Here is a 22,072-nt window from a genome sequence, read left to right as displayed (position 1 = left end):
CGCGGTCTTCATGTGGCGAAAGCCACCCCCTCGATAGGCGCCTAGTTCTGCCATGTGTTACTAGTGCGGCAGACAAAGCAAGTGTACTTCAACTGGCATTGAATAGTGCCTATACGTCCGCAGCAGTCTTCAGAAGAGCAAACGCTCCGATGGGCTGATCGGCGGGCGCTTGTCGGGGGTCGCATCCGGGAGATTCGCCTTGAGCAGGGTTTGTCACAAGAGGCCCTGGCGCTGGAATCAGGTCTGAGTCGCACTATGATCATCGGAATCGAGTGGGGCCGGAAGAGTGTTGCCTATGAGCGGTTGTGGGACATCGCGGCCGTCCTTGACTGTGACATCACGGACCTGTTTGTCCCTGCCCGGAGCCGCCCATTCGTCAACCCATACCGGGGTGGAAGCAGGGCGATGAGCAAGCCATAGGGGAACGGGAGCCATTGGATGACCTTTGCCCGGGCTGGACGATTGCGCTCTGTCGCAGACGTGCGCGCCCAGGGGCCCGGCATTGGGCGTGGGTACTTTGGCGTCAAGCGTTACCTACGCCGGAACAGTTGCTTTATGGGCGGATTGACTGCGGGTCCGGCCACGTTCTCGAACGGCTGACCGTCCAGCCCGTACGCGAAGGGCTCTCCACCGGGAGTGGCCCGACCAATGGGCAATCCCTGAAGCATGGCCCACAGCACTGTCTGCTCGCTCATTTGCTTGATTCCGAAGAGATCCTTAATGACAAGGTCAGGGGTGTCGGATGCGCGATGGTGTTCCAGTTCGCTGTTGCGGCGCGAAGTCATCGGCACCATGTGGTCAGGGCGCACGCACAGGGAGTTGCGGCACACATGGTCGAGCGTCAGGCGGTTCCCATGGCCGCCCATGAAGAGTCCATAGGAGTATCGATGGGCAAGCCACTCATGATTGTCTATGCTGATGACGCCGTAGCCGGGCCGCACTTCACCCGTTGGGCTGACACCCACCTTGTTAATTCTCCCTGTCCAGGGCCAGCATCCGAACAGGCCCGCCAGACCTTCCTGAGTTGGGGCAATTTGGCTCAGGAAGTTGCTCAGTGTGCGGGCCATCGCTTCGGGCGTCCGGATGGGCTCTTGCAGCAGCATTGGTTCATGCATCCGGCAATAGCCTTGGCGCGAATATCCGGACTCCAGCCGCGTCCGACAACCTGCTACCTTGCAAGTGGGCTTTTTCCGATGTTCTTGTCGATAGTGCATTTCGCAAAGCCCTTTGGCGTAATGCGGTCGCGGTGGGACGTAGCCTTGCTTGCCGAACTTCAACACCCTGCAGGTCACCGCCACTGGAACACCGGTGGCGAGCCAGCCCGGTGTCGGAACGGGACTGGATCGATGCGCACCTGGTCAACACCGCCTTGGATATCGATGTCGACGACCCGGCAGTGGGATGTTCGGTGATGTCTGTCAGCCACGGCTCGTTGGGAGCCGCGGCAGTGAAGTTCCGCTCTACCAGGTCGTCGTGGACCGGCGGCCCTGGGTTTGCGGTTCAGGCCACGATTGTTAAGAACACGGACCGGATGCCATGGTCCCTGCATAACCGTCGGACCTTGTTCTCGCCGGCCGTGATGCCTTTCTCGGGAATTTCGTCGGCGACAAACCGGTACCCGAATGCCGGGGCAAGCTCTACCTCTGCGCCGTGAAAGACGTCTATTCCGGCAGGATCGTCGGTTATTTGCTGGACTTGCGGACGAAGTCCTCGCTGGCCGTGGCCGTACTAGAGAAAGCGGTGCGGGCACGCCGCCAGACAGGAATCATAGTGCACTCGGCCCGAGGGTCCCAATTGCGCTCTCGCCGTTTTGTTAAATCACTCCGACACCATGGCCTGACAGGGTCGATGGGCCGGGTCGGTACGTCCCGACAACGCCGCCATGGAATCGTTCTTCTGCTGCTGCAAAAGACTGTCCTGGACCCCCAGCGGTGGGTCGCCCGGCAAGACCTCCGGCTGGCGGCCTAAGGCCCCGAGTCAACAAACCGGGGCAGTCCCACATTATGGCTGAGGGACTGCCAGCGTAGCTGGTGCCCCAATTGTGGCCCATTTACAAGCGAACTGAATCAACGTGTGCCCCTTCGCGGAAGTGGCCGACCGTCGATAGTCGTAGCAACCGCGGGTTCGGTCCTTTGCTTTTTATGTCGCGAATGAAGTCACGGTTCAGTTCCTCGAGTTGAGCGACCAGGTTGACGTCGTCGAATAGAACGACGTCGATACCGGCATCGCGTAACGCGAAGTAGCCCAGGCCCCGGATGGCTGGGTTCGGGTCGAGCATACCGATGACGACTCGCTTGAAGCGACGCTCAATGACGCGCTCAACACATGGCACTTTTAGATGGTTTCGCGTGGTACAAGGTTCCAACGTCGTGTAAAGGGTTGGGCCAACGAGCGTCGCGTCCTTAAGCTTCTTCTCAAGGAGCACGTACTCCGCGTGATCACCTGGGTCTTCTTCTCCGCGGTATGCCTCATCGATGGGAACTCCACTTGGACTGACAACAACTGCGCCCACCTTCGGTGATTTACGACCAGGCTCACTGACAGATTGCGTGCTCGATCAACGGCGAGTTCCATCATCTGTCGATCACTTGGTTTTTTATCACCTAATGATGCTAACGGGCGAAGCGACTTAACACAGGGATTACTTCTTTGGTGCCTTGGCTGCGGCTGCTGCCGGAATCCATCGGTAGAGGAGGGCACGGAGATCCCTAGGGCGTCTGCGACATCTCGAGGCTGTGTTCCGAAGTCGGCAGCATCTTCATGAAGGCTCTGGAAGATCGGTGTGGCTTTCCATTCCAACCAGCGCCGGCAAAGGCCGCTGGAGTCTTTACCCGTGGCGCGGTAATCGTTGTGGCAATGTCAGGGCGTTGTGTCAGACTGCCAACATGGCGCAGCCGTCGGACAAGTGGGGTTGGGAGCAGACAGGGCCGGTTTGGGGTGCCCGGGCTTTCGCGCCGCGGGGCGGTCAGGACCACCTAGGTCTGGGCTCGGTAAGTTCGGACCGGATCCTGCCGCTGTTGTCGCCGGGCGTCAACGTGCTGACGATTCATCCGCGCTACTGGTCGTTCTACTCATGGGTCCTGGACACCTTTTGGGGCACTGAGTTGCCGCGTACCCGGGCAGCGTTTCGCGATTTTTATCGGCCTCGGGAGGCTCTCTTCGCGATGGCTTGTCACGTCTGTGACGCGCTCGAGCACGCCACGTTGGGCGGCAACATCGTAGGGTCGATGCGGGTCCGAGGCCTGGCAGATCGTGATGAGTTTGATCCGCAGTTCGACTACATCAAGGAACCGCTCGGCGGATACGGGCTGTACTACCGCTCCACCATGGAGATGATGGGCGCCCTGGTCGTGGCCGGCCCGGCCAACGGTTTCCCGTTTGACGCGCCGACCCCCGTGGGCAAGGCGCTGGCTGCGGCCTTTGGCCGGGCCGTCAAAGCCACAGTCTTGGGGCAGCGCATGGTGGACGATGGACTGGACGCCGTGGTCCCCCGCGATGACCTGGTCGCGTTCGCCCGACAGGCCTGCTTGTGTCAACTGCGGGTCGCAGACGAATTCGACCTGCCGCTCCTGCAGGACCTGTTCCTCCATGCCGGTGCGCCCGCGGAGTCTGCAGCTCGCCGGAACACACTGCGGCTGATTCTCGACCTGAGCCAGCCCAGCCAGGATGTGGGAATCGGCCGAACTCAGTTCCGCGAACTTATCTACTTTCGCACCCTCGGAGATGCGATCTATGAGCCTCAGTCCGATTTGGTGGCTGTGGCCCGCAGGTGGCGGATCTACCAGGCCCGAGAGTACTTCTCCTTCGCCTTCAACCGACTCTTCGGCTGGGTCGTGCGTCGAGGCCTTCAGGAGTCCGCCGACGGCCTCAGCTTGGTCCCCGCTGCCCGACTGTGGAACCTGATCGACGATGCTCTCGACAACAACGGATTCGCAACAGATCGCCACCTTGGAGGCCAAGGAGTCGTCGGTGCCGGGACGTCTGTGGCCGTGTTCGTCGATGCGATGTCTTCGATCGTCGATCTGGAACCTGGCCTCGACGCTCCGTGGCCGCGGGCCGAGCTGCTTGACGAGCAGGCACTTTACGACTCGTGCCACAACGTCGATGACGACGCTGAGACTGTGGTCGCCATGCTCGCGCTGCTGCTGTTATTGTATCGACGGTTCGGGACCCCTATCCGAACTGCCGAGCTAACCGCTGATCAGGACCTAGTCGCCGAAGGCCGGTCGCTGCGCATCGGCATGGCCCGATTCTTCACGTTGATGCACAGCAAGGTCATAGCCGGCGCCACTATGTCGGAGCTGGCGAAGTGGGTGATCAAGGACTTCGTGATAGTGCAGCACGAACGCGTCGCCACGAGCAAGCTCCCGGACGACACCTTCCGTTTCCGACGGGTCGGAGACCACATTCGGTTCTTCGTGCAGGAGGCGCCCGCCCAATTCAACAACAGCCGGTTCGACGCCCTAAGTGCGACCGTCCACGAACTCGGCCTGGTCTCCGCGCTCCGCGACCCGGCACACAGGTTGACGTCGGCGGGCCGCCGTCTCCTCCGAGACGGAGATCTACCGACCGGTGCGCTGGAGGAGGCAGTGAGTGAGTACGCATCCCAGCCGGGGCGGGCGTCATGAAGGACAGCACTCCGCAGCCCACACTGGTCCTGCCCGAGCTCCTACAAGGCCAGTGGTCCAGCTCGTTGATCCTCACTTACGGCGCGGACCTCGGTTTCTTCGAACATCGCTTGGCTGGCCAACTGGCCCGAGTACCGTTGCGGTTGGTGCTGGGCGACGGTCGAAGGTTGGGGGAGAAACTCGCCGAAGCTGCCACGACTGGGCAGCGCTTAAGGATGGCCAACCGGTCCTACCTGGCGGCGCCGATTCGCCACTCTAGGGCAGCACACGCCAAGCTCATCCTGCTCCTGGGGCCTCGCGAGGGTGTTCTCGTGGTTGGTTCGGGGAACCTCGGACACGATGGCTACGCTTCGCCCGGCGAGTTGTGGCATGTGTTCCGCTACCACGAGGAGCAGCCCCAACATCTGGATGAGTTCGCTTCCGCACGGGCTCTCATCGAAGGTTTGGCCATTCGGGAGCTGCTGGATCCACCAACGGTCGACCTGCTCCAGACGCTCTGGGGCATGGCTCCCTGGCTTCCCACCGCACCTATGGCATCCGCCGCCGTGCGCCACAACCTCGACCAGCCGCTGATCGACCAGCTTGCCGCTGTAGTTGACTGGCCGGTCCGCGAGATTATCACCCACGCACCGTTCCACGACCCAGAATGTGCGGCATTGGAGCGCCTCGTGGAATTGTTCACACCCGAGAGGCTCAGGGTTCTGGTCAGCAGGGACACTTCCGTTGACCCCAAACGTCTGGTTTCGGCATTATCGAAGACGACGAATGCGGCGCTGGAGATCATCGAGGTCGCCTCCGACCCCGCGGCCTACATACACGCCAAATGGATCCATCTCAAGGGCGACACCGCCGAGACGATCCTGACAGGCTCCGCCAACCTCTCCCGATCCGCACTCTTACGTACGGCGCACGATGGGAACGTTGAAGCCGGGATCATCACCACCGTAGACCCCGGCGGCTTCGCAGCGATCTACGACCAACTGCGGCACAGCGACGTCACTGACGCCACAGCGATTGGCCTGACTTTTCGCTCGACTGAAGAGACAGTGGAAGCGTCAGCACATCCGGTCGTGCTGTGGAGCCGACTCGACGGACGCCGCCTCACGATCATGTTCGACCGCGCCGTCGACGATGAACTCGAGCTCGTGATCTCCGCCTTCAGCGCGGGCGTCATGTGGACAAGGAAGCGCTTGAACGGCCAAATCGTGGAGTTTGACCTCAATGATGAGTCCGCCGCGGTGGTCGCCGAAGGTGGCGCCCTCACCATCCAAATCGGGAAGGATGCATCCAAACCCAGTTATAGCTGGCCGTACCAGCTGGCGGCTATCCGGGGACGCCTACAAAAGGCCGGCAGCCGGGACCAGTTGCAGCAAATCGGCAACCTGCCCGACCGTGATGCCGACCTCTACGCGCTCCTCCAGGAATTGGAGAGCAGCCTGGTCTTCGACCCCGTCTCTGCTTGGCGTGTTGCTCAACCGGGCAGCCAGCCAGCGGCCTCGAGCGGCATCGGCGAAGTCATCAGCTGGGAAGACCTCGACTGGAGCAGAGTCCGTCGCGATCCGCGCTTCACCGGATACCTCAAAAGCGGGCGATCCACCGGAGAGCCACTCACCGACATCCAACTCATTCTCGCCGCCATCGCCGGACGTTTAGGGGACCTCGGCGTCGAAACAACCACAGCGGGGGCCGGGGCGGAGGACGACTCTGAACTCGCCGACGAAGGAACCCAAGACGCCTCGGAAATTGCCGAGGATATCGAGAATGAACTCGACGATGAGCTCGCTCGCCGCTCCCTGAATGTGACCACCCGAACCCGCATGGCCTATAACCGCTTCGTGAAGCGGTACACGGCTGCCACCGGCGACCGTGCCTTCACCGACGAGCTCGGCCCCATCGTGTCCGCGAAGAACGCGGCTATCTTCAGCAACCTCCTCGCCAGCCTGCTGGAACGCGGCGCCGTCGACCCCAACCTCGCAGTCAAAGCCCAAGTAGTCATCTGGCGGCTTATCTGGGGAACGCCCGACGCACCAGGCCTTCTCACAAACCTTGAGGCCGACGAACGAACTCAAGTCGACAAGCTGCTCGAGGACACCAACGTCCGGGCGACGACCCTGCGCGCGATAGCGCGAACCAGTGGCCTCGATTTGGACCCGAATACTCGCACAGCCGTGCGCGACCAAGTGCGCGGCCTGATCGTCGACGACGACTTCGACCTCAATAGGAACCTCTTCACAACCGCGCAGCCGCAACTCGAGCTCGTTCAAGAACTCGTGGCGGTCGTGACCAACCTCGCGACGGAGTCGACCCCCGATGAACTTATCGTTTTTGTTATGGGTCCACTTGGGCTTAGGAATACCTCGGCTGAATGGAAACAACGCAATGTCCGGCGACGACTCGGGGCACGAACCATCGATTACAGATCTGATGTGCTCGAAGTTTTGGCACCGATTTCGTCTCTCACTCACGACATGGTGCGGCATGCGTTAGAGCGGCTCGCAGTTGCAGCCTTCCTCGGCGGGCTGGACGGGTCCTACCTACGAATCCGTTTCGCCGGAAACGGTTCAGACGTGGCCTACTGGGATCGGCAAGCCAAGGAAGGAGTCGTGATGGTGCAGCAGGTGGATCGCAGGATTGACACCTTCGACCCGCCGTGGCCTAAATGGCTAATCAAACTCAGAGAAGTCTCGGAAGCAATCAGAGTCAGCACAACATCTGATGCAGTGTAAGAATCACTCCGTCAAAGCAGACGTATTCGGAAAGGCAAAACTGCCTGGCACATTACTGACTGTTTTACCCCAGCTTGTAGGGTTCCCTCTGCGGGTTCCCCAACAATGATGGTGTCGCCAGACTGATGACGCTAGCTGGCCGTTGCAACCGCACGGAAGCAGTTGCCCTCTACGAGAGTGTAGTGGGTGCGCCCAACCAGGCCGCGCACTGGTAGGGGACACACCGGCGATGCCAGTGTCTCTGCAATCGCCATCCCGGAGTCTGCGTGTAGGTCCGTGACCCTGATTGCCGCATGGGATTCAACAGGCTACACCCGAAGTTCGACCCTCCAGCGAAGGCGACTGAGGAGCCACAACCCTCGGCGACGTCATGATGCCTTAAACCGACCGTTGAACAGCACTAAGGTGCCGTAGAGGAGTTCTTAGTAGTGCTTTACGTGCATTAGGTGAGGTAACGAAACACTCCCCAAACCGGGCTTTTCACGACGCAGCCTTCTCGATGGCTGGCGCCGAAGGTCGGTCGCCGGTTGGCCGATGAAGACTGAAATACTGCCGGGGCTCCGCAACCCAAGCAGATAAAAGAGGTGCGTAGATGTCGCTGCACGCCCGGTTCCTGACGGTCAAATTCCTCAGCTTCCCACTCTCGGCCGTCCAAATCACTCTTTGCCCATCTCATCCCATTAGATCGGGCTCGGCTGCGGCCCTCGATCGCCTATTGGCCTGAGGGACCGCAGTCGCCGCCCGTTTGGACTTCCTACGTACCGGCAGGAACGGCTATGCCGACGTACTGGGTGGAAAGGTATTCCTCAATGCCCTCAAGTCCACCTTCGCGACCGAGTCCGGATTGTTTTACTCCACCAAAGGGGGCTGCCGCATTAGAGATGATCCCTGCGTTCAGCCCCAGCATGCCGGTATCAAGCTTCTCGCTCATCCTCAAACCACGGTTCAAATCCCTAGTGAAAACATAGGCAGCAAGCCCGTACTCGGTGTTGTTGGCGAGTCGGATCGCTTCCTCCTCCGTTGAGAAGGTAACGATGGGTGCGACGGGGCCGAATATCTCTTCGGAGAGGATGGGAGACCCCTCGGTGACTCCTGTGAGAATTGTTGGCGCGTAGAAGTAGCCAGGCCCATCAATAGGGGCCCCGCCGGAAACTGCCGTGGCGCCGGCAGATACCGCCTCTGTCACCAAGAAGTGGATTTTGTCCCTGCTTTTGGCATCGATTATGGGCCCGATCTGTGCGCCTGGCTCCGTTCCGCGGGCGGTAGTCAGTGAGGCCATGCGTGCTGCAAATTTCTCCGTGAACTCGTCAGCGATTGACTCCTGGACGATGAACCGGTTCGCAGCGGTGCAGGCTTCGCCCATATTGCGAAGCTTCGCAAACATGGCGCCATCCACGGCGGCATCAATGTCCGCATCGTCGAAGACTACGAACGGCGCATTCCCACCCAATTCCATCGAGGTTCGAAGCACCATCTCCGAGGCATCGGCAAGCAGGCGCCTACCGACCTCCGTGGAACCGGTGAAGGATAGCTTCCGCAACCGGGAATCTTTGATCAGCGGTCCGGTCGTGGCGCCAGCCCTCGTGGACGGAACCACGTTGAGAATGCCGGCGGGAAGGCCGGCCTCTTGCATGACCTGGGCAAATAGCTGGGAAGTAAGTGGAGTCAATCTGGCTGGCTTGAGTACCACGGTGCACCCCGCGGCCACGGCGGGCGCGATCTTCCTTGTGGCCATAGCGAGGGGGAAATTCCACGGTGTAATCAGGAGGCAGGGCCCCACCGGCTTCTTCTGAACCAGAAGACGTGACTTTCCATCGGGCGAAACCGAGTAGCGGCCCCATGTGCGGACGGCTTCTTCCGAAAACCAGCGCAAAAACTCGGCCCCATAAGCGACTTCACCCTTGGCTTCGGTCAAGGGTTTGCCCATCTCAAGCGTCATAAGCAGGGCAAAATCATCGGCCCGCTCTGTGACCAACTCGAAAGTGCGGCGAAGGATTTCGCCGCGGTCCCTCGGTGCCACCGCGGCCCATGACTCCTGGGCGGCAACGGCTGCGTCGAGGGCAGCCAAGCTGTCTTCGGGGCCAGCGTCCGCGATGCTTGCCAGGACCTTGCCAGTGGCGGGATCTTCGACGTCGAATGTTGCGCCGGAGGTAGCCTGACGCCATTCGCCGCCAATCAGTAGGCCAGTGGGTACCGAGGCGAGCAACTCGCTCTCGCGCGGGACAAATGTCATCTTGTTCTCCTTGCCGGGTGGTGTCCTCAAATTCTATCGCTGTGCGGACGTTCTGTCTGTAATGCGGGAACATATGTTTCTTGCTTGGGGCTAATCCGCCCCGTATCGTCGATGTGAAAAGGTTGTCCGCGGGGTGAGAGAAGCAATATGACTGAGAATGCGGAGGCTTCCGCCGGAGGCATGGGCTTGGTGAGTAAGTCGGTCGCCGTTCTTCAGGCGCTGGCCGCGTCGGGGGAGCTCACTGTTGGGCAGTTGTCAGCGGCGACGGAGGAGCCCGTGAGCTCGCTGTACCGATTGCTCTCGTCGCTGGACGCGATTGGGTGGGTTGAGCAAGGCACCAAGCGCGGCAAGTTCCGCCTAGGCTTGGACTTCCTCCTGTTGGGATCTCGACTCGAAGCCCAACTTGACCTTCGCCGGCTTGCCCTCCCGGAACTGACCAGGCTCCATGAAGCCTCCGGGGAGACCGTGTTCCTCTGCATTCGTCGTGGCTTCTCGGCCGTGTGCATCGAGAGAATTGACGGGCGGGATGTCCAGATACACAGCCTTCGGCTGGGTGAGTCGCTGCCGCTGGGGGAAGGGGTTGCCCCCAGGGCGATACTCGCCTTTGAAGCCCCGGAGTTCGTGGCCCGATACCTTCAAGATTTCGCCTCCAAGTCCCCCATTAGCGCCATAGCCCCCGACGGTGCTCAGCTGGTAAAGCTATTGGCTGAAACAGCTGCGAGTGGTGTGGCAGTTGCCGAGGCTGACTGGGTTGATGGCATTGGAGGTGTTGGCGCTCCGATCTTTGACCATAGGGGTCACGTCGTGGCTGCCCTATCCATCAGCGGACTGTCGCGCCGCCTCTTTTCCGGCGAATTCGATGCCGTTGCGTTGGTGACCCAAGCGGCGCGGGCCGTGAGTGAAAAGCTCGGTTCGGATTTACGTGATGGGGGGGTGGACCATGGCCAAGCCAATCCAGTTGCTAGCTAAGAGTAGTAAGCTGCTCCACTCCTTGGCCGAGAAGGGAGCCCTGCCAATCAGCGAATTGGCGGAGGAGCTCGATATGCCGCGGCCCAGCGTCTACAGGTTGATCGATGCGCTGAAGCTGGTAGGTCTCGTCTCCACGGCCGAGGATGGGCGTAGTCAGCTTGGTGTGGAAGTACTTCACCTGGCCCGCGCGGTTCTGGACGCGCTCCCCGAAGCCAGGGCGGCGCAAGGCGAACTTCAGCGGTTGAATCAGGTCACGGGCCAAACTGTGTATCTTTGCGCCCCTAGGGGTAGCCGGGTGGCCTGCCTTGATTGGGTCAGGGGCACCCGGGTCTCCCTGCTTGCTCTCAGTCCTGGCGGCACGTTGCCGGTCAACGCTGGCGCAACCAGCCGGGTTATCCTTGCGTATTCTCCCGGCCTGCTTGCTCGACTTTCAGGTGCTCCACTTGAAGTATGGACGCCCAAAACTCTGACTTCGTTGGAGGAGCTGGAACGCGACGGCAGGGAGATTCGCGAACGCGGCTACAGTGTCTCGAACGAAGATGTAACCCTCGGCGTTTCGGCACTTGGTGTTCCGGTATTCGGGCGCGCTGGCGAACTCAGCTGTGCCATCTCACTGGCCGGGTTGACTGGTGAAATATTGGGGAACGAGTCGGAGTACGCCACCGAACTGCTGACGTCCGCCTCCAGGATCCAGGAAGCGCTCAAGGCCCCTTAATATATTGCTGCCGCGGCGCAGCCACCCCGCACCTCTTTTAATTGCCCTCAATACGCGCACTCATCTTCTATTCTCATGGCATAGACAGGCTGTCCGTTTGGCGGTAGATTTAGATCACGTCGTTGAGAGAGGTTTACCCCATGAATACAAAAACCGAGGTCCTCACGGACGTGGACCTGAGCGGCATCATTCAGGAAGCCCGATGGCGGGTCATTGACACTGTTGCATCCAGCAAAGCCGGACACATCGGTGGACCCTTGTCTGCTATGGAGGTGCTTGTATCGCTGTACTTCAGGCATTTGCGAATAGATCCAAATAGCCCTCAGGACCCTGACAGGGACCGGTTCATCCTGTCGAAAGGCCATTGCGCAATCGGCCTCTACACGGTCCTAGCCCTACGCGGATATTTTCCAGTCGACGAGCTGGCCAGCTTCGATCACGGAAACTCCCGGCTGCAAGGGCACCCGGACATGCTCCTGACCCCCGGAGTGGATGCGTCCACTGGATCATTGGGCCAAGGACTCTCGAGCGGTGCGGGTATGGCGCTCGGGGCCAAAAAGCTGGGAAAGGATTTCCATACCTGGGTCATGCTGGGTGACGGCGAGATCGAAGAGGGCATGGTGTGGGAGACGGTCCTATCCGCGCCAAGGTTTGGGCTCGACAACCTCACCGCGATCGTGGACGTCAACGGACTTCAACAATATGGTTGGCCGGCGGGGCCGGGGGACCGCTTCGACCGCAGCGAACCCGTGGGGCACGTGGACCTGGAGGCCGTGTTCACCGGCTTTGGCTGGAACACGATCAGCATCAACGGGCACGACCTGAAAGAGATATCGGACGCGCTCAGTTTTGCCCAGTCGTTTCGCGGAGTTTCCGGGAAGCCCACAGCCATTATCTCGAACACTACCAAGGGGTTCGGCGTCTCCTTTACCCAAGGAACTTACAAGTGGCACAACGGCATAGCCACTGAAGAACAACTGCGGATCGCCCGCGAAGAACTCGGCCAGAACATGGAGGCAGCCAAGTGAGCACCAAAGCGCAGCGTCAGGTTTGGGGTGAGACGCTATCTGAACTTTCGGACCTGGACGAGCGGATACTCGTTCTGGATGGCGATCTTGCAACGTCAACGAGGGCAGATATCCTGGCCGAGTCTCACCCCGAAAGGTTCATCCAAGTCGGCATTGCCGAGCAGAACATTGTTGGCATGGCCTTCGGCCTCAGCACCGTCGGATACCGGCCATGGTTGTCCTCGTTTGGCGTCTTTTTCACTCACCGGGCCCTGGACCAGGTGAGAATGCTGGTTTCACAGACCAAAGCACCGGTTCGTATTGCGGCGGCCTACGCCGGCTTGCTGAACGGTTCCAGTGGCAAAACACACCAGGACATCGAAGACTTCGCCATCATGCGGGCCATGCCGAACATGACCGTCATCGCCCCCGCAGATGCTGTGGAAGCGCGCGCGGCGATCAAGTGGGTGGCGGAGTACGACGGACCCGTTTACATTCGCTTCGCGCGCGACGCCGTTCAGGCCGTCTTTGAAGACGACTATGTCTTTACCCCGCACAAGCCTGTGGTCCTGCGGGACGGCACAGATCTCACGGTAGTTTCCACGGGAGTGCAGACCTCAAGGGTTTCGCAAGCCTTGGACTCCCTCGAGCTGGAAGGCATTCGGGCGAAGCACATTCACATACCGATGTTGAAGCCCCTGGATGACCATGAGTTGCTGCATGAACTCGGAGGCGCTCAGCTGATTGTCACGGTGGAAGAACACAGCGTGCTGGGTGGACTTGGCGGGCTCGTTTGCGAGCTTACTGCTGGATCACAAGAGCCCGCGGGGGTGATCCGGATCGGACTCGCGGATCGCTGGTCCGAGTCTGCACCCAACGATTTCCTTTTGGATAAGTACGGGTTGTCTCCGGCCAAGGTCGCCCAGCAGATCAAGGCTAGCCTGAACACGCGGAAGTGAATGAAGGCCACCATGACCAAGCCACTCCAGACCCTGAGCCCCCGTGGCACAGTGAAACAGGCCCCGCCGTCATCCGTGTCGCGTATCGTCACCCTCACTCCCGCCCCGGCGATAGATAGGGTCTATTTCCTTGATCGAATGGTCGAGGGCCACGTCAACAGAGCCACCAGGGTGGAAACGTACCTCGCAGGGAAGGGCATCAATGTTGCTCGCGCCCTCAGTCTGGCCGGGAACGTTGCCACCGCCGTGGTACCCATCAACGCCGAGGACCTCGAACTGGCCGAAGGAAGCGAAGGCGTTCGCAAGAAGGTCTTCAAGACCGTGGAGGTCACTGCACCTACACGAGTGAACGCCATCATTGTGGACACGGACGGTGCGACCACAAACTTCAATGAAAGTGCGGCGCCACTGTCCACCGCAAAGTGGCAACAACTCTGCGCGGCAACACTTCATGAAGTCGAACGGGTCAATGCGGACTGGCTCGTCCTCGGAGGATCGCTCCCAACGGACATCTCCACAGGCCGCGAAGTCGATCCCGGGAATCTCTTCAGGGCGGCCCGCCGGGCAGGTGCCTCAACCTGCCTGGACACCTCAGGCGACGCTCTCAAGGCCTGGGCGTCCTCATCAAATCCGGTGGACCTCGTGAAACCAAACAAAGAGGAACTGGCAGACATCACCGGTACGCAGTTGAGGACCATGCGGGATGTCGTCTACGCCGCAAACCTGCTCCGGAAAAGGGGAGTCCGGACAGTCTTGGCCAGCCTGGGAAGTGACGGACTCGTTGAGGTGAACGAGCATGAGGTTCTCTGGGCGCGAGGCCCCTCTGCCAAAGTCCTCAACACCACTGGGGCGGGGGACGCTGCCTTGGCCGGATATCTCAGCGCGCTGCCCCACGCCTCAGCTGCCCCCTACCCACGTGAGGTGGTTCGTGAAGCACTTGCCCGCGCGGTTGCCTGGGGTGCGCTCGCCGTCCAGGAACCCACTACCATCCTCCCAAGAGTCGTTTTCTCCCCAGAGGGCATCTCCGTTTCCGCACCGGACCCCGACTACCTGCTCTCCCGGTAGGCTCGCTGTGACTTACCGGCCACAATCCGCCAGGGCCCGAGCCTCGCAACCACGGGCCCTGGCTTCCTTTTTCCAGCGTTTCCAGCGGCTGGTGCCTAAGGAATGTAGCGGTTGCTGCGCAGGAAGCCCAAGTGGTTCAGGAGGCTCTGGTGGGTGTCGATGCAGTCGTGGAAGCCAGCCTGCCGGATCTTGATGGTGCTCTGCAGCATGTCAAAGTCGGACGCCAGCCAGCCCTCGACAAAGGGCCACGAGGCAATGGTGTCCCATGGGGTTGGACGGAGTCCGTGCACGCGTACCATGTTTTGCCAGAGGTCTTCCTTATCGCCCATGTTCTCAACCAGCGGCAGTGGCTGGGGTTCCGCCGTCGGGATGTCGAAGAACGCTGCCAGGTCGTCCCAAAGCTGGCTCCAACGGAAATTATCGCCGTTGGTGACGTTAAAGATCTCTGCGTGTGCGCTGTCAGCGGTCAGCGCCCACGCAATGGCGCGTGCCAGGAGCGCCGAATCCGTGGCTTGATGCAGGGCATTCCACGTTCCCGGGAGGCCAGGGAAACGCAGCGGCACACCCTGCTCCTTGCTGACTGCGGCGAAAACGGCCAATCCGTTAACAATGTTCATGGGAGATCCCGCGCTGAAACCGAACACTCCGTCGGGGCGCAGGACCGTCCAGGAGAAATGCCGGTCGAGAGCGCGCTGTTTCAGGGCGTCTTCCTGGTTGTTGTAAAAAATGGGTCCCAGGAAGCGTGGATCAGATTCCTTCGCGGGCGTCTTGTAGTGGCCGAGGTGTTCACCATAGGACTTTCCGCCTCCCACCATAACCACTCTCGTGAGTTTGGCGCCCAGGAACTGCAGGGCATCCAGCGTGTTCACCAGCATGGCGGTGTTCGGTGCAACGGCTGCTCGCATCGGCATGTCCATGTAGGCGGCGTAGACCACGTGCGTGACTGCCGTCAGGGATGCGAATCGTTCCTTCACTGACTCCGGATCGAGGAGGTCTACGCTGACGTGCCGAACGTTGCCTCGTGCTTTCAATTCCTCCAGCGGTCCACGCCTGGCAACAGTGACTACATCCCACCCTGTGTCCGCGAGGTGCAAAGCCGCGGCCCGCCCTATGACTCCGTGTGCTCCAACCACCATGACCTGGCCTTTGCTCACTTTCTGAACTTCTTCCATCACATTCCATTCCACATTGCCGGGTTTCCATCTGAAAATAGCTTGGGCCGGGCCATAGGCCCGGCCCAAGCCGTTATGCACGCGTGGTGAGCGCGTTGTTGCCGTAACGTTCGACGGCGGTTCCGCCCTTAGCGGGAGTCGGCACCTTCGAGCGCATCGTCGTTCGCCACGGCCTGGACGTGGTCGTGCGGGTCTCCCTTGTAAGCCCAGATCCGCTTGTATGAGCCGGACCCGAGATCGTCCAGGAGGTCAGGTCCTACGGGATTCCAACCCAGCTCCGTGCGAGCTTTCGCTGAGTCAACACGGCTGTTGCTGGAAATTGCCACGTCCACCCAGCGCTGGCCCAATGCCTGGTACGCGACCTCCGGCGTGCATGATTCCGCGCCCTGGAGTCCAACCAGCCGGGCGATGGTTTCGGCAATGTCTCCCATACGGGCTTCACCGGCCGCCAGGTTGTAGGCGCTGCCGGCCGGAGCCTTGTCCAAGGCCAGGAAGTAGGCTTCAGCAAGGTCAGCGATGTAGACATTGGACCAACGGTTGTCACCTCGGCCAACGAAGAGGCTGCGTCCGGATGTTATGGCCTGGCGGATGAGCAACGGCAACTGTTCGCTGGCGCCATCGCCAAAGATCATCGAGGGACGTATGACCACGGTGTGAATGCCTCTGCTGGCGGCGTCGATCACGGCAAGGTCCGTAGCATACCGCGTGGCAACAATCTCAGCAGGGGAGTGCTGGACCTCTTCGGTGTAGATCGTCGGGTTCAGCTCGCCCTGTGCCAGGTCGGTGTATATACCCGTTCCGCTGGTGCGGATGAATTTCTTGTTGGTTCCCTCCAACGCAGAGAGGAACACCTGAGTGGATTCAGCATGATCGGCCGTTGCCGTATCGACAACTGCATCAGCAGCCAAGGCTGCTTCCCGGAGGACTGCAGTATCGTCCAGCCCTCCGAGTACAGGAGCGATCCCGCGGGCACGCAGCGCCTTGGCGCCGCTTTCGCTCCGGACGAGGCCGCTGACCGTGTGGCCGGATTGGAGCAGCCGTTGGGAAACGGCCTGTCCGATGTATCCTGTGGCTCCAGTGACGAAGATATGCATGGGGTTCCTTAGTGTTTGCGTAGTTTCTCGGTGCGGAGTTGTCAGGCCGGTTGGCTTAGCTGCTCATCCTGCTGGCCTGCGGGCAGGATGCTGGGACGGTCGTCGTCCAAGAGGAGTCGCCGAATGCGTGAGCAGACGCTTTCGGCCAGGGCTCCGATCGGGGCGTGGTCCGGGTGTACGAGGTACCGTTGGTAGTCCTCTTCCGAAGCGAAGACGGACACATAGCCGGTGACGTTGAAGTCGTCGAATGCGCGGATGACCCGTACGTCTTCCAGTTCCGGGATCTTTCCTGGAAGGCTCCGCAGAGTGTCCTCAAAGGCGGTCCGTGCCTCACTCGTGATGTCCTCGGGAAAGGTGAAGCTGACGAGTTGGTAAAACATCGTGTTTCTGCGCCTATCTCTGTTGTTGTTTCATTTGTTCGGTATTGGATTTGTGCTCAACGGTGATGAAGGCCAGCTGGGACTGTCCGATGTTTTCCAGATCGTGAAGTAGGTATTCGCCGGGCCCGAAGTGAAAATGACGGGTATCACCCACTGCGTAGTCCACTTCCCTGGTGGTTCCATCGTCTTCGTGCTGCCTGCTGTGTCCGGCGCTGACAGCGGTCCAAAAGTAGTCCAGGACGTGGCGGTGGGCGTGGAGCCGTTGACCCGGATCCAGCCTGATCTCCCACACCCTCACGTCCTCCGTTTCGGAGACGATGCGCTGTCCCACCGTGAAGTTGTAGGCGTTGTCATGAAAGTCCTTGAGGATTTCGGCGGACCAGTCATTGAAGTTCCGGGCTACGATGGTCCCTGCCCGCTGGCTTCCCTGCGGAACGGTGGCTTGGTTTTCCTGGGTTGTCACGAAGTGTCCTCTCGATATGGGGCGAGGGAGGATCACACGAACGTCGTGACGCCTCCGTTGACGGTGTATTCGGCCCCGGTGATAAAGCCTGCGGCCGGTGAGGCGAGGAAGAGGATCACTGGAGCGACGTCGTCGGCTGTCCCAAGTCTCCGTACCGGGAGCCCTGAATCTTCCACGAAAGCCTGGATTGCTTCTTCCCGTGGCACATCGAATTTGCGGGCTTGCGAGTCAAGGAAACCCCCGGGCCGATCCCACATTGGTGTGTAGATATGCGCCGGAGCAACAACGTTGGACCGGATTCCTTGTGGCCCGAATTCCCGCGACAGGAGCTTGGACAAGGACAAAATCGCTGCCTTTGAAACGCTGTAGTCCGGAGCGTCCACCAACGGGGTTCGTCCTGCTTCTGACCCCACGTGAATGATTGATCCGGAACCGGCTTCAAGCATGTGGGGAAGAACCTCCCGGCTCATCCTGACGTAGCCCATGAAGTTGAGCTCCATAGTGGATTCCCACATTTCATCGGTGACATCGAGGAAGCCCTTCCGGACCGCTACAGCCCCTGCGTTATTGACCAGGACGTCGATCCCGCCAAAGCGTTGCAGGGCCTGCCGGACTGCGGTCCCAGGTGTACCGGGAAGGGACAGGTCCGCGGAGATGTGGAGAAAGTGGTCGGCATTTGTGCTGGTTGTGCTTGTCATTTCCCCAAGTTCGCGGCTGACTCCAACAACGTTCGCTCCTTCCTTGAGGAAATGTTGCGCGGCCGCGAGCCCGATTCCTTGGCTCGCACCTGTAATGAGGACAGTTTTGCCACTGAAAATTCTGTTCATGGTCCAATTGCCTTCCTCTGTTCATGCAAATCAGATGTTCGCAGAGGACACCGAGCCTAGCTGCCAATTGGCGGCGGGTCTCGGGTTCGAGGGTCAGGAATTGGCTGTGTGATTTTGCGTTGGTGGGTGGTGGAGAATCCTGAAGCCCTCGATCGGGGCTTGTCTCAATGGTTCCACGAAGGTGGGCGGGGCGTCCAAGACCAGAATGCAATACCGGACCAAAGCGCTGCTTATGGCTTTGGTCCGCCGAATTTCGGCCGCTGGCCTGGAGTTCAGGACCACATCAGGGCGTAAGATCCCTCGCGGAGCTCGTCCTGCAGGCCGGGACCTTTGGGCTGCCATCCAAGCTCGATTCTGGCCTTGGTTGCATCAACACGGCAGTTGCCGGCCAGAACACCGTCGACGAAATTCACGCCGTACGCCTCGTAGGCAGCGTCCATGGTGCATGACTGTGCGTCCGGGTACCCAAGCATTGTGGCGATGTCCCGGGCAACGTCAGCGAGGGAAGATTCGCCGGCAGCAATGTTGTACAAACTCCCGGTGGGCGCCTTTTCCATTGCCAAGGCAAATGATTCCGCGAGGTCCGCAATGTACACATGTGATTGCCTGTTGGCGCCAGGACCAACATAGAGGCTTCGCCCCGCCGTGATGGCGCGCTTGATCAGCCCACCTATCACCGGCCCGCTGGCCTCTCCGTAGGGAATGGAAGGCCGTAAGACGGTGGTGTGAATGCCTCTTTCGGAGGCCTGCTGGACCTGGGCATCCGTTTCGAGGACTTCAGCCAGTCCGCGAATGGGAGATACGGCCTTTCCCTCTTTGTGGACGATCCTGCTCAGTGAACCGAGTGAGGCGTCCACGTACACCCTGGAGGTGCTGTTTCGAATGTATCGTTTGCCGGTCCCCTCCAACGTGGCAAGGAATAGCTTGGCAGCTGGCAGGTGACCGGAGACGTCTACCACCGCATCAACGAGCTGAGTGACATTCCGGATGGTTTCGCCGTCTTCAAGCGTGGCCAGGATCGGAGTTATGCCCCTAGACTCCAAGACTTTCGTCCCTGTTACGGTGTCTGTGAGCCCGAATGTTTCGTGGCCCGCCGCTTTGAGGCGCAACGCAATGGCCAGTCCGACGTATCCGGCTGAGCCGGTGACGAGTACAGACATTCTTGTTCCTTTCGGCTGAACGCCTACCAGACGCTGCGGATCCCGCACTGTACGCCCGCCAACATCGTTTCATGGTAACTGTGGGGCCTCTAATAGAACTCCGTTTTGGCCCCCATGAGCATTGGTTATGGCTGGTGGTAAATTTACCTGCGGCGATGGCTTTCGGGAGGTTCAAGAACGGCGGGAAGTTTCTGCAGAAGTTCCACATATCTTTTGGCCGTTGGCGAGAGTTTGGTGCGGCTGTACACGGCGAGGTCGCGGGTCAAAGCCGGAAAGGGCTCCACAGCGACCCCAGGACCGTCCATAGGCAGGGCGTTTGCCGGGAGCAGGGCAACTCCCGCCCCCGCGCCGGCCAGTTTCACGGCGCTGTCTATTTGACCTGTGTGGAACACGAAGTCCGGGGTGACGTTGGCGGATTGCATGTATTCACGGATGAATTCACCCAGCCCATGGTTTCCCTCGAAAGTGATCCAGGAATGCGCATCGAGCGCGCTCACCGGAAGGACCCCCCGCGATTGTGGCGCGCCCTTGGGCACCTTGCCTTCGTAGGGCTGGACCTTCTTCAGGATGGGGTCATCCGGAGCCAGGTACAGCACGAATATTTCATGTCCGAGATCGATGACGGGTCCGCTCCACTGCTTGGGTGTGGGCCCAACGGCGAGATCGCCGGCCCCGGATGCCACGGACTCTTCCAGCGTTCTCCTGTGGGCGTATTCCAACAGGGTGACCGGGATCCTGGGATTGTCCGTGTGCCATCGGAGGAGGGACGGAGGAAGGATTCCGGCGGCGATCGAAAGTACGGTGGCGATCACCAGTTCCCCCGCTTCTCCGCTTAGGACCTCGCGGGCGGCCTTCCTTGCATCTTCGGCTGCCTTCAACGCAATCCGGGCATGCTCGGCATACGCCCGCCCGGCCGGGGTCAGGCGCACAGTTCCCGTGGTCCGCTCAATAAGCTCCCCACCTGCCGCACGCTCAAGCGCGCGGATCTGCTGACTGAGCCCCGGCTGGGAAACGCGAAGGATCTCCGCGGCGCGAGTGAAGGATCCTTCCTCGGCAACTATCAGTAGGTACTCCATCTGCCTCAAAGTCACCCTATAAGCATAGGTTATGCAACCTGCTGGAAATAGCTCTTGGACTTTCCTGAGCGCTGCGCCACAAGCTGGAGGCGTCACATCATGCAAGCGGCTTGGCGTCCGCAGTTCAAACGCCCAAGTGCCGAGCGTCGCCATTGCTGCAGCACTGCATCAATCCTTGGAGGAAAAACGATGAAAAACGGTATGTTCGTCTTCGACTGCGTGGTTCACACGCAGGATTTCACTGACCGGCAGGTCCGGCCCGGCGGGGACGGCCGCCAGGTCCGGTCCCACCGCACCAACCAGGGACAATTCAACAAGCTCATGGCAACCAAGGGGCCCGCCGACAAGCCGGACTTCTATGATCCAGTGGACGTTGAATGGGCAAACAAGACGCTTTTTGAGGAGTCGGACACCGATATAGCCATGGTGTGCACCGTGCCGCTTTTCGGGCAGTGGCAGAACTCTTTGGGCCCGGCAGAACTGAACTATCAGCTGGCCGCTTCGAACCCTTCCCGGTTCTACTTCACCGGCGGAGTTGACCCAGTGTGGCAAGGGCTGGATTTCGCGCTGGAGGAGATGGAACGGCAGGTTAAGGAATGGGGAGCGGTCAGCTTCAAGTTCTACCAATATCACGACGAGAACCATCACTGGCGCGCAGACGACAAGGAGATCGCCTACCCATTGTGGGAAAAAGCCATTGAGCTCGGAATCAAGATGGTTCAGTTCCACAAGGGATACCCCTTGGGCATGCAGCCAGTGGAAGCGTTTCGTCCCAACGACATCCAGCTGGCAGCCTACGATTTCCCGGAATTGAACTTCGGTATCCACCACCTTGGCGATCCGTACGTTGATGAACTGGTGAGCATCGCGTCCCGCTTCCCCAACATCTACCTGATGCTTCCGCTGTGGCATAACCAGTACTACCTCCAGCCCTATCCCATGCTGCACCGCCTCGGCCAGACTCTGCTGTTCGTCGGAGCGGACAAGCTCTGCTATGGATCAGAGGGGTTCTTGTGGCCACACATGCAGACGTACATCGACACGTGGGCAAACCTTGAGATGCCTGAAGAACTCCAGGACAAATACGGCTACCCGGAGCTGACCCCTGAGATCAAAGAGCAGGTCTTCGGCCTGAACTTCGCCCGGGGACTTGGGATTGATCTTGAGGTCAAGAAGAAGGAACTGGGGCTGCTGTGACAACGATCGAGAGCGCGGGTCCTTTGGAAGAGGACCTTCAGGAGGCGCTGTCCTACATTCGGCCCCTGCTTAAGGGCCACTCCGGCGACCTGACAATCGCAGCTGTGGAGGACGGTGTGGTCACTGTTGATTTCCACAATGCTTGTCACTCATGCCCTGCTATTTCGGTGACGTTCGCCGGCCTCGTCCGGTCCCGCCTGATGCAGGTGGACGGCGTCCAAGATGTCAGGTCTTCGCAGGTCCATGCATCACGCAGGGCCTTGGACCGTATCGCCGCGACGCTGGGAGGCCCGGCGCACTACAGGCCCGCCCAGTCGACCTCAAGGCCGTCGCTTCCGCTCCTACCTAAGCAGCCCTCTGCCTGCCAATCGACGGCACCCGCCGACGCGGGAGGGCATTGA

The 22,072-nt window shown here is 60.2% G+C and carries 19 protein-coding genes and 3 pseudogenes; 11 read left to right on the top strand and 11 right to left on the bottom strand.

Going from position 1 to position 22,072, the window contains the following annotated elements; genetic code table 11:
- Positions 1-105: 105 nt before the first annotated feature.
- Positions 106-420, top strand: a complete 315-nt coding sequence (locus AB0N65_RS01955) for a helix-turn-helix transcriptional regulator (protein ID WP_364156918.1) — start codon at positions 106-108, stop codon at positions 418-420.
- A gap of 110 nt (positions 421-530) precedes the next feature.
- Here the strand turns inward: AB0N65_RS01955 and AB0N65_RS01950 are convergent, their stop codons facing one another.
- Both AB0N65_RS01950 and AB0N65_RS01945 read right to left on the bottom strand, forming a co-directional pair.
- Positions 531-1,103, bottom strand: a complete 573-nt coding sequence (locus AB0N65_RS01950) for a hypothetical protein (protein WP_364156916.1) — start codon at positions 1,101-1,103, stop codon at positions 531-533.
- Between the two features lie 295 nt (positions 1,104-1,398).
- Positions 1,399-1,629, bottom strand: a pseudogene (locus tag AB0N65_RS01945) (IS3 family transposase); the annotation flags it as partial.
- Here AB0N65_RS01945 and AB0N65_RS01940 point away from each other — a divergent pair.
- A pseudogene (locus AB0N65_RS01940) lies at positions 1,630-1,962 on the top strand (DDE-type integrase/transposase/recombinase); the annotation flags it as partial.
- An 88-nt stretch (positions 1,963-2,050) separates the two neighbouring features.
- Here AB0N65_RS01940 and AB0N65_RS01935 read toward each other — a convergent pair.
- Positions 2,051-2,515, bottom strand: a pseudogene (locus AB0N65_RS01935) (hypothetical protein); the annotation flags it as partial.
- Positions 2,516-2,885: 370 nt separating this feature from the next.
- Between AB0N65_RS01935 and AB0N65_RS01930 the strand changes: the two are divergent.
- On the top strand, positions 2,886-4,628 hold the full coding sequence (locus tag AB0N65_RS01930) for a hypothetical protein (protein ID WP_364156913.1): 1,743 nt from the start codon (positions 2,886-2,888) through the stop codon (positions 4,626-4,628).
- Positions 4,625-7,354, top strand: coding sequence for a hypothetical protein (locus AB0N65_RS01925; protein WP_364156911.1), 2,730 nt, complete (start codon positions 4,625-4,627; stop codon positions 7,352-7,354). The genes AB0N65_RS01930 and AB0N65_RS01925 overlap by 4 nt, the downstream gene beginning before the upstream one ends.
- A gap of 754 nt (positions 7,355-8,108) precedes the next feature.
- Here AB0N65_RS01925 and AB0N65_RS01920 read toward each other — a convergent pair.
- Positions 8,109-9,587, bottom strand: coding sequence for an NAD-dependent succinate-semialdehyde dehydrogenase (locus AB0N65_RS01920; protein ID WP_364156909.1), 1,479 nt, complete (start codon positions 9,585-9,587; stop codon positions 8,109-8,111).
- A 147-nt stretch (positions 9,588-9,734) separates the two neighbouring features.
- Between AB0N65_RS01920 and AB0N65_RS01915 the strand changes: the two genes are divergently transcribed.
- The 5 genes from AB0N65_RS01915 (at position 9,735) to AB0N65_RS01895 (ending at position 14,302) form a co-directional block, all read left to right on the top strand.
- A complete protein-coding gene (locus tag AB0N65_RS01915) occupies positions 9,735-10,556 on the top strand; it encodes an IclR family transcriptional regulator (RefSeq protein ID WP_364156906.1) in 822 nt (273 codons plus the stop codon).
- On the top strand, positions 10,528-11,271 hold the full coding sequence (locus AB0N65_RS01910) for an IclR family transcriptional regulator (protein WP_364156903.1): 744 nt from the start codon (positions 10,528-10,530) through the stop codon (positions 11,269-11,271). The genes AB0N65_RS01915 and AB0N65_RS01910 overlap by 29 nt, the downstream gene beginning before the upstream one ends.
- 140 nt (positions 11,272-11,411) lie before the next feature.
- Positions 11,412-12,299: a transketolase gene (locus AB0N65_RS01905; protein WP_364156901.1), complete on the top strand. Its 888-nt coding sequence runs from the start codon at positions 11,412-11,414 to the stop codon at positions 12,297-12,299.
- Positions 12,296-13,237 carry a transketolase C-terminal domain-containing protein gene (locus tag AB0N65_RS01900; RefSeq protein WP_364156898.1) on the top strand — a complete coding sequence of 314 codons (942 nt, stop codon included), beginning with the start codon at positions 12,296-12,298 and terminating at the stop codon, positions 13,235-13,237. Before AB0N65_RS01905 ends, AB0N65_RS01900 begins: the two co-directional genes overlap by 4 nt.
- Positions 13,238-13,249: 12 nt before the next feature.
- Positions 13,250-14,302 (top strand): 1-phosphofructokinase family hexose kinase, encoded by a 1,053-nt coding sequence (locus AB0N65_RS01895; RefSeq protein WP_364156895.1) that lies wholly within the window; start codon positions 13,250-13,252, stop codon positions 14,300-14,302.
- Between the two features lie 95 nt (positions 14,303-14,397).
- Here the strand turns inward: AB0N65_RS01895 and AB0N65_RS01890 are convergent, their stop codons facing one another.
- The 7 genes from AB0N65_RS01890 to AB0N65_RS01860 all read right to left on the bottom strand — a co-directional run bounded on the left by AB0N65_RS01890 (position 14,398) and on the right by AB0N65_RS01860 (position 20,474).
- Positions 14,398-15,456, bottom strand: a complete 1,059-nt coding sequence (locus tag AB0N65_RS01890) for an SDR family oxidoreductase (protein WP_364156893.1) — start codon at positions 15,454-15,456, stop codon at positions 14,398-14,400.
- A gap of 146 nt (positions 15,457-15,602) precedes the next feature.
- Positions 15,603-16,568 (bottom strand): NAD-dependent epimerase/dehydratase family protein, encoded by a 966-nt coding sequence (locus AB0N65_RS01885; protein ID WP_364156890.1) that lies wholly within the window; start codon positions 16,566-16,568, stop codon positions 15,603-15,605.
- A 41-nt stretch (positions 16,569-16,609) separates the two neighbouring features.
- Entirely contained in the window at positions 16,610-16,948 is a 339-nt protein-coding gene (locus AB0N65_RS01880) for a Dabb family protein (protein WP_364156888.1), read from the bottom strand.
- A gap of 13 nt (positions 16,949-16,961) precedes the next feature.
- Entirely contained in the window at positions 16,962-17,411 is a 450-nt protein-coding gene (locus AB0N65_RS01875) for a hypothetical protein (protein WP_364156885.1), read from the bottom strand.
- Positions 17,412-17,443: 32 nt separating this feature from the next.
- Positions 17,444-18,238: an SDR family oxidoreductase gene (locus tag AB0N65_RS01870; RefSeq protein ID WP_364156882.1), complete on the bottom strand. Its 795-nt coding sequence runs from the start codon at positions 18,236-18,238 to the stop codon at positions 17,444-17,446.
- A 272-nt stretch (positions 18,239-18,510) separates the two neighbouring features.
- On the bottom strand, positions 18,511-19,398 hold the full coding sequence (locus tag AB0N65_RS01865; RefSeq protein ID WP_364156880.1) for an NAD-dependent epimerase/dehydratase family protein: 888 nt from the start codon (positions 19,396-19,398) through the stop codon (positions 18,511-18,513).
- Positions 19,399-19,541: 143 nt separating this feature from the next.
- On the bottom strand, positions 19,542-20,474 hold the full coding sequence (locus AB0N65_RS01860) for a LysR family transcriptional regulator (protein ID WP_364156878.1): 933 nt from the start codon (positions 20,472-20,474) through the stop codon (positions 19,542-19,544).
- Between the two features lie 189 nt (positions 20,475-20,663).
- On the opposite strand from AB0N65_RS01860, the gene AB0N65_RS01855 reads away from it, so the two are divergent.
- Positions 20,664-21,671 (top strand): amidohydrolase family protein, encoded by a 1,008-nt coding sequence (locus AB0N65_RS01855; protein ID WP_364156876.1) that lies wholly within the window; start codon positions 20,664-20,666, stop codon positions 21,669-21,671.
- Positions 21,668-22,072 (top strand): NifU family protein, encoded by a 405-nt coding sequence (locus tag AB0N65_RS01850; protein WP_364156873.1) that lies wholly within the window; start codon positions 21,668-21,670, stop codon positions 22,070-22,072. The genes AB0N65_RS01855 and AB0N65_RS01850 overlap by 4 nt, the downstream gene beginning before the upstream one ends.

The sequence above is a fragment of the Paenarthrobacter sp. NPDC089322 genome, assembly GCF_040684895.1.
Classification (GTDB): Bacteria; Actinomycetota; Actinomycetes; order Actinomycetales; family Micrococcaceae; genus Arthrobacter.
Note: the sequence above shows the minus strand (reverse complement) of the source record. Positions and strands in the feature narration are given on the sequence as shown.

What these genes read in the sequence shown, in the direction of transcription:
- AB0N65_RS01950 (WP_364156916.1), bottom strand. Translation starts at nt 1,103, where the DNA reads ATGCTGCTGCAAGAGCCCATCCGGACGCCCGAAGCGATGGCCCGCACA.
- AB0N65_RS01930 (WP_364156913.1), top strand. Translation starts at nt 2,886, where the DNA reads ATGGCGCAGCCGTCGGACAAGTGGGGTTGGGAGCAGACAGGGCCGGTT.
- AB0N65_RS01925 (WP_364156911.1), top strand. Translation starts at nt 4,625, where the DNA reads ATGAAGGACAGCACTCCGCAGCCCACACTGGTCCTGCCCGAGCTCCTA.
- AB0N65_RS01920 (WP_364156909.1), bottom strand. Translation starts at nt 9,587, where the DNA reads ATGACATTTGTCCCGCGCGAGAGCGAGTTGCTCGCCTCGGTACCCACT.
- AB0N65_RS01915 (WP_364156906.1), top strand. Translation starts at nt 9,735, where the DNA reads ATGACTGAGAATGCGGAGGCTTCCGCCGGAGGCATGGGCTTGGTGAGT.
- AB0N65_RS01910 (WP_364156903.1), top strand. Translation starts at nt 10,528, where the DNA reads ATGGCCAAGCCAATCCAGTTGCTAGCTAAGAGTAGTAAGCTGCTCCAC.
- AB0N65_RS01905 (WP_364156901.1), top strand. Translation starts at nt 11,412, where the DNA reads ATGAATACAAAAACCGAGGTCCTCACGGACGTGGACCTGAGCGGCATC.
- AB0N65_RS01895 (WP_364156895.1), top strand. Translation starts at nt 13,250, where the DNA reads ATGACCAAGCCACTCCAGACCCTGAGCCCCCGTGGCACAGTGAAACAG.
- AB0N65_RS01885 (WP_364156890.1), bottom strand. Translation starts at nt 16,568, where the DNA reads ATGCATATCTTCGTCACTGGAGCCACAGGATACATCGGACAGGCCGTT.
- AB0N65_RS01880 (WP_364156888.1), bottom strand. Translation starts at nt 16,948, where the DNA reads ATGTTTTACCAACTCGTCAGCTTCACCTTTCCCGAGGACATCACGAGT.
- AB0N65_RS01870 (WP_364156882.1), bottom strand. Translation starts at nt 18,238, where the DNA reads ATGAACAGAATTTTCAGTGGCAAAACTGTCCTCATTACAGGTGCGAGC.
- AB0N65_RS01865 (WP_364156880.1), bottom strand. Translation starts at nt 19,398, where the DNA reads ATGTCTGTACTCGTCACCGGCTCAGCCGGATACGTCGGACTGGCCATT.
- AB0N65_RS01860 (WP_364156878.1), bottom strand. Translation starts at nt 20,474, where the DNA reads ATGGAGTACCTACTGATAGTTGCCGAGGAAGGATCCTTCACTCGCGCC.
- AB0N65_RS01855 (WP_364156876.1), top strand. Translation starts at nt 20,664, where the DNA reads ATGAAAAACGGTATGTTCGTCTTCGACTGCGTGGTTCACACGCAGGAT.